This is a genomic window from Flavobacterium sp. ASV13 (genome assembly GCF_000745775.1).
In the GTDB taxonomy this organism is placed as follows: domain Bacteria; phylum Bacteroidota; class Bacteroidia; order Flavobacteriales; family Flavobacteriaceae; genus Flavobacterium.
In genome coordinates, this window is record NZ_JQJY01000005.1 from 568,448 (window position 1) to 575,434 (window position 6,987).

The following is a 6,987-nucleotide window of genomic DNA, read 5'->3' on the forward strand; positions in this document are numbered from 1 at the left end:
GTCATGTTAAAAAATTGGATCAACACATTTTTTTATCATATCAAAAACAACAAACTGTTTTCGATCCTGAATATTTTGGGATTGTCTATCGGAATGGCGACGTTGATTTTTGCGATTCTTTTTTGGAACGACGAACATTCGTATGACCAATGGAATCCAGAAAAAGACAAAATTTATTCGGTCTTAAATGACATTGGCGGTAATAATATCTGGACCTCTAATGCTGCAACAACTGGACCGATGCTAAAAGCAATTTCTTCAGATGTAGAAAGCTATTGTTATTTTTATGCCGAATATGCTAAAGATGTTATTTCATATCATGACAAAAAGGAAGTACTAAACAAGATTTTTACTGCTCAAAGTAATTTCTTTTCTTTTTTCCCTTACCGATTTATTCATGGAAATGGCAAAACAGCAATTCAGGATCGAAGCAGTATTGCTTTATCTGAAAAAACTGCCGAACGACTTTTCGGGACAGAAAATCCAATGGGGAAATTAGTCAAATATAATGGCCAGTTTTTTACTGTTCGAGGCGTTTATGATCTTTCTGAAAAATCGTCTGTTATGCCCGAAGCTGTCACAACCGTTATTGATGATGACATCGAGCGAACAAAAAATGAATGGAGTTATCATTACGGACTGGTTCTTAAAATTAAGAATCCGAATGCCACAGGCAGAATTATAAAAACGTTAGATAATTTATTCTTCGAAAATTGCACAAAAGTGTACGCTAAACAAGAAGGAATGACCGTAGCTGAATTTGTAAAAAAGTACGGCGATCCTGTAAAATCAAGTTTATTGCCTTTACCAGAAGCAAAATTATATACCGGAAGTACTCCTTTTTCTGAGCCAAACGGAAACATGCAATATCTATTAATCTTAATGGGTTTGTCGATTTTAATTTTATCACTTTCTATTGTAAATTATATTAATCTGGCGACTGCAAATGCCATAAAAAGAGCGAAAGAAATTGGGGTACGAAAAATTACTGGCGCTACAAAAGGACAAATTGTAATTCAATTTGTATTTGAGACGGCATTAATTACGATTTTTTCTGCTTTACTGGCATTGGTTCTTGTCGAGGTTTTATTGCCGTATTATAACTCATTTCTAGATAAAGATTTGGTTCTGGTTGGCGCTCAATTCTACACGCAATTAATACTAATTACGTTGCTTGTCATTCTTGTTTCAGGAGTTTTGCCAGCTGTTTATGTTTCGAATTTTGAAGTTTTAAAAGTTTTGAAAGGAAATTTCTCCCGAAGCAAAAAAGGAATCTGGCTGCGCAACGGAATGCTGGTTTTACAATTTGCAATTGCAACCTTTTTCATCATTGGCTCTTTTATAGTTTACAAACAGGTCAATTTTATGGCCGAAAAAGATTTAGGTTTTAAAGGATCACAAGTTATAGATATCACCTTTAAACCTAAAAAAGGAAAAACGCAATATGAGAGATACAAAGTTTTAAAACAAGAAGCCCTGAAAATAAAAGGTGTCGATGGTGTTTCAACAGCATTATTTGCAATGGGATCTCAGGAAAATTCATGGTCAAGCGCAAATTACAAAAATGAGAAACCCTTTTTAGTACAAGAAATGGCAATGGATTTAGATATGCTTGACATTTTGGATATCAAAGTAATAAAAGGGCGAAAATTAAATCCTGCTATTTCTTCAGACACAATTTCGTCCGTTCTTATAAATGAAGAAACTGCCAAAATGATTCCGGAAAAAGATATTTTAAACAAAACCATTTTATGGCGAGATCAAAAAGTCAAAATAGTTGGTGTTGTCAAAAATTTCAATTATTTCGGACTTGAGAGTCAAATTGCGCCAATGGTTTTCTTTTATGTCACAAAAATTAATGGCGTAAAAGATGACATCAGACATATCTTTATTAAAGTCAAACCGGATGATATTTCAGAGACTATTGCTGGCATTAATAAATTCTGGACACAAAAAGTAGATTCTGAATATCCATTTGAATATAATTTTGTCGATAAAAACTACGCTCGAAATTTTAAAAAATATGAAAATCAAAGAAACTTATTTGCCTTATTAAATATCATCGTAATCCTTATTGCCGTTTTCGGATTGTTTGCTTTAGCTTCATTTTCTATGGAAAGAAGATTAAGAGAAATCGCAATCAGAAAAACGCTTGGCGCCGAAACCAATATTTTGCTCAAAGAATTGTCACGACAATATGTGATTTTTTGTGTAATTGGTTTTCTAATCGGAATTATTCCGGCGTATTTATTATTGCAAAAATGGCTGGAAAATTTTGCCTTCAGAATTGATATTCCGGTTTTGCCATTTATAACTGCTTTTGTCTCTTTATTGTTTCTGACATTGACCATTGTTTTGGCAAAAGCGTACCAAGTAACAAAAGTAGAAGTTTTACGATATTTAAAATACGAATAAGATGCTGAAAAACTGGATCAATATATTTATTTACCAAATTAAAAATAACAAGCTTTTTACAGCTTTGAATGTTTTAGGATTATCAATTGGAATTTCAGGCTTGATCTTCGCATTACTTTATTGGAACGACGAACAAAGTTACGATGCCTGGAATCCGGAAAAAGACAATGTTTATCAGGTTTTAGTTCAGCTTACCGATACGCCCGTTGGCACCGATAATACCGTATTATTAAAAGCGCATTTAGAAAAAGATGCCAATATCGAAAACATTGTTTTTGCGGACAGCTGGTATCAAAAAAGCAAAATAATTTACAAAGGAAAAAAAGAATTAGTTGATAAAATAATCAATGTTGAAAGTGATTTCTTTTCGCTGTTTCCTTTTAAAATCGTTCAGGGAAATGGTGGCGGTGCATTAAAAGACGGCTCAAGTATTGCAATATCCGAAAATCTTGCAAAGCGCGTTTTTGGCAATGAAAATCCAATTGGCAAACAAATCAATTGTCTTGATAATTTGTTTGTAGTTCGTGCCGTGTATCAAATTCCTGGTAATTCTTCGATTGCTCCAAACGTGGTAGTAAATCGGATGAAAGATCTTGCTGATCCGGCACAAAGCCGAAGCTTATTTGCTTTAAAAATACTTTTAAAAGTAAAAGATCCATCAAAAGTAGAACAAACTCGTAAAATGCTCGAAAAAGCATATTATGACGATGTGATCGTAAGAGAAGCAAAACAAGCTGGTTTTACTCCCGAAGAAATGACAAAAAAAGTGGGACATTTTACAGTTTTCTTGGAACCTCTTTCAAAAGCGAGATTACAATCTATTACAGATGGTTATCCTGAAGGTCGAGGCAATTATCAATTTTTGCTTATTATGGTGGGACTTTCGATTTTAATTCTCATTTTATCGATTGTCAATTATATAAATTTAGCTACAGCCAATGCCATAAAACGCGCTAAAGAAGTGGGAATCCGCAAAATTATTGGTGCATCAAAGAGCAATATTATATTTCAGTTTATTTTTGAAACAACTTTAATTAGTTTGTTCTCAATCTTTTTAGCTCTCGTAATTGTAGAATTGACTTTACCGTATTACAATAATTTTTTAAATAAAAATTTAATGATTATTGGAAGCCAGTTTTATTTACAACTTATTCTAATTTTTGTTACAACTATTTTTGTTGCTGGAATATTTCCTGCAGTTTACGTTTCCAATTTTGAAACCCTAAAAGTCTTGAAAGGTAATTTTGCAAGAAGTAAAAACGGAGTTTGGCTTAGAAACGGAATGTTGATTTTTCAATTTGCTATTGCTACATTCTTTATTATTGGTTCAAACATTGTATATCAACAAGTAAAATACTTAAATGATAAAGATCTTGGTTTTAAAGGAAATCAATTGATTGCAATAGACTTAAATCTTCTGCCTTCAGATTTCGAAGGAGAAAACATAGATGAAAATATTTTCAATAAATACGGTACAATAAAGCAAGAGTTAAGCAAAATTGAAGGAGTTGAAAACGTTTCGACCGGACTTGTATCTTTTGATGGGGCAGACAATTCCTTATCGCCACTTTTATATCACGATGTACTTTTTAAAGCAAAACATATTGGGATAGATTTTGGGATGCTTGAAATGTTGAAAATCAAGATGGCACAAGGCAGAGGACTTGATAGAAAACTTGCTTCTGATACTATAAATTCAATCATGATAAATGAAACCGCTGCAAAGTTGATGAACATGAAAAACCCGATTGGAGAAGAAATTCTGATTAGAAATCAAAACTTAAAAATTATTGGAGTCGTAAAAGATTTCAATTTATTAAGTCCTGAAGTCAAAGTTCCTCCGATGACTTTTTATCATATCGAAACCTTGCATATGGCTGAAAATATGAATGTCGTTTATGTAAAATTAAAATCACAAAATATTGAAAATACAATTGCAAACATCAAGAAATTCTGGACAGCAAATGTTGATAAAGAATATCCATTTAAATATGATTTCGTCGATAAAGAATATGCACGAACATATGAGTCTTATGTCAAGCAAAAGAATCTTTTTTTACTATTAAATATAGTCGTAATTCTTATCGCATTATTCGGATTATTTGCATTGGCATCGTATTCAATCCAAAGACGAATGAAAGAGATTGCAATCAGAAAAACTCTAGGGGCTGAAACAAATGTTTTACTCAAAGAATTATCTAAGCAATATATTTTGTACTGTATAATAGGATTTTTAATTGCATTGTTCCCCATTTACTTCCTATTGAATAAATGGCTTCAAAATTTTGCATTTAGAATTGACATTACCATAACACCATTTCTTTCTGGATTTATTGTCCTATTATCTCTAACTTTAATAATTGTTTTAGCTCGCGCATATCAGGCAACTAAAACAGATATCTTGAAATACCTGAAATACGAATAGAAAATTGATTTCATCTTTAATTTTAATTCATAAAATATAAGGCTCCAATACAAAAAATTGGGGCCTCTTTATTATTCTATTCCTTTTACAATTCCACGTTTTGAAAATTTAATAAAATTCAGAATTTCATCACGCTCAAAAGTAGGTTTGAAATTTCGTTCGATATAACCCAAAGCTTGTCTAGTATTTTTATTTCCCTGAAAAATGATTCTGTAAATTGATTTAATCTCTTCAATTTTCTCCGAAGAAAAACCTCTTCTACGAAGACCAACAATATTTAATCCGGCAAATCGTAGAGGTTCATGTGCGACAGTTATATAAGGAGGAATATCTTGAACAATTCTACTCAAACCACTAATCATGCAATGACCACCAATTCTGGAAAATTGATGAATCGCAGTCAGACCACTAATATTAACCCAGTCTTCGACAATCACTTCACCAGCCATACCAACGCTAAAACCAATAATACAATTATTTCCAACAAAACAATCATGCCCTATATGAGCATTTGCCATAATTAAATTAAAATTTCCAATTCGAGTTATTCCCTTTGAAGCAGTACCACGATTTATAGTAACATTCTCTCTGATTACATTATTATCACCGACTTCAAGTAAAGTATATTCATTCACAAACTTCAAATCCTGAGGAATTCCTCCTATTACAGATCCTGAATGAATTTGGCAATTGTTCCCAATTCTGGAACCGCTTAAGATTGTAACGTTATTACCAATCCAGGTGTCATCGCCTATAATTACATCATTTTCAATTGTAGAAAAATTACCAAAATGAGCATTTTTCCCAATAATTGCATTCTTATCTATTTCAACATTTTTCAATATTCCTAAATTTAATAACAAAGCAAATATTAAAAAAAAGAAAAGTTTATTTCTTGATCTAATATCAAATAATTGAAGCTCGAATTCTGCTTAAGGTTTCCTGGCTTACACCAATTAGTGAAGCAATGTGTTTCAGCTTAGCTTTTTGAATAATTTGAGGGAATGATCCTAATAGAAACAGATATTTTTTTTCAGCCGTCATTAAACGAAATAAATGATGAAATTCATTTATACTAGAAAGATAATGCCGCAGCTGCTTAAGGTGAAATTTTAAAAATAAAGGATATTCCAATAAAAGCTGTTCGTCAGAATATGATAAAGAATAGACAACTGTTTCCTCACAAGCCTGAAAAATTTCAAAAGAAGGTTTTTGCTCAAAAAAGCTACTCATGGAAGTTACAAATTGATTGTCGGTATAAATCCACTTCGTAACTTCTTCATCATTCTCAAAACAAAATCTCCGAACAGCACCAGAACTTATGAAATAAATCTTGTCGCATATTTTATGCTCTTGGATTATAAAATCGTTCTTCTTAAACTTTTCTTCAACAAAAAATCTCCTAATCGCATTTTCAGTGTCAGCATCTAGCTTTTGAAAACTATTTATAACGGTAATTAGCTCGTTCATACTGTAACTTATAAGGAAACAAATTTATCATTATATTTTAAAGAAGAGAGTTTAAAGATAACAAAGCCAAATGAAAAGGTTTTAAAATACAAATAAGCCCCCCTAAACGACAAAATACAAAAAATTAAAATGAGATTGTTCCAAAAAAAAAACTTCAATTAGCAAAGCCAATTGAAGTTTTAGTACTCAGAGCGGGACTTGAACCCGCACGAACATTGCTGTTCACTGGATTTTAAGTCCAGCGTGTCTACCAATTTCACCATCCGAGCATGATGTGGTACCTCCAGGGATCGAACCAGGGACACATGGATTTTCAGTCCATTGCTCTACCATCTGAGCTAAGGTACCTAAAATTATTTATACTACTATAAATAAAGTAAAGAATAAAAAACCCTGTAACTCACGAAACAGGGTTCTCAAAAGAAAGGCGACGACATACTCTCCCACATAATTGCAGTACCATCTGCGCAGGCGGGCTTAACTTCTCTGTTCGGGATGGGAAGAGGTGAGCCCCGCCGCAATAACCACCTTAAGGTTTTTAGTGACTAGTCCTTAGTGATCAGTAATTAGTTTTTAAGCTAATCACTACTTACTCTTTACTATTCACTGCCCGCGACGGGCAAATATTTTAACATACTGAGATAAAGAAAAGAAGTATTTGTTTAGAAAGTTTCTTC

General features: G+C 32.5%; 4 protein-coding genes, 2 tRNA genes and 1 rRNA gene. 2 read left to right on the forward strand and 5 right to left on the reverse strand.

All coding sequences use genetic code 11. The annotated features are described in order from the left end of the window. The first annotated feature begins 3 nt into the window (after positions 1-3). Positions 4-2,415, forward strand: a complete 2,412-nt coding sequence (locus tag GQ47_RS16545) for an ABC transporter permease (RefSeq protein ID WP_035650619.1) — start codon at positions 4-6, stop codon at positions 2,413-2,415. Position 2,416: 1 nt separating this feature from the next. Beyond that, positions 2,417-4,840, forward strand: a complete 2,424-nt coding sequence (locus tag GQ47_RS16550; RefSeq protein WP_035650622.1) for an ABC transporter permease — start codon at positions 2,417-2,419, stop codon at positions 4,838-4,840. 71 nt (positions 4,841-4,911) lie between these two features. Here GQ47_RS16550 and lpxA read toward each other — a convergent pair whose 3' ends face one another. The 5 genes from lpxA to rrf form a co-directional block, all read right to left on the reverse strand. Further along, positions 4,912-5,682, reverse strand: a complete 771-nt coding sequence (lpxA, locus tag GQ47_RS16555; RefSeq protein WP_035650743.1) for an acyl-ACP--UDP-N-acetylglucosamine O-acyltransferase — start codon at positions 5,680-5,682, stop codon at positions 4,912-4,914. Positions 5,683-5,746: 64 nt separating this feature from the next. Then, a complete protein-coding gene (locus GQ47_RS16560) occupies positions 5,747-6,310 on the reverse strand; it encodes a Crp/Fnr family transcriptional regulator (protein ID WP_051951592.1) in 564 nt (187 codons plus the stop codon). Between the two features lie 183 nt (positions 6,311-6,493). After that, positions 6,494-6,579 (reverse strand) — tRNA-Leu (locus GQ47_RS16565). A 6-nt stretch (positions 6,580-6,585) separates the two neighbouring features. After that, positions 6,586-6,658: transfer RNA gene (locus tag GQ47_RS16570), tRNA-Phe, on the reverse strand. 74 nt (positions 6,659-6,732) lie between these two features. Next, a 5S ribosomal RNA gene (gene rrf / locus GQ47_RS16575) occupies positions 6,733-6,842 on the reverse strand. Between the last annotated feature and the right edge of the window lie 145 nt (positions 6,843-6,987).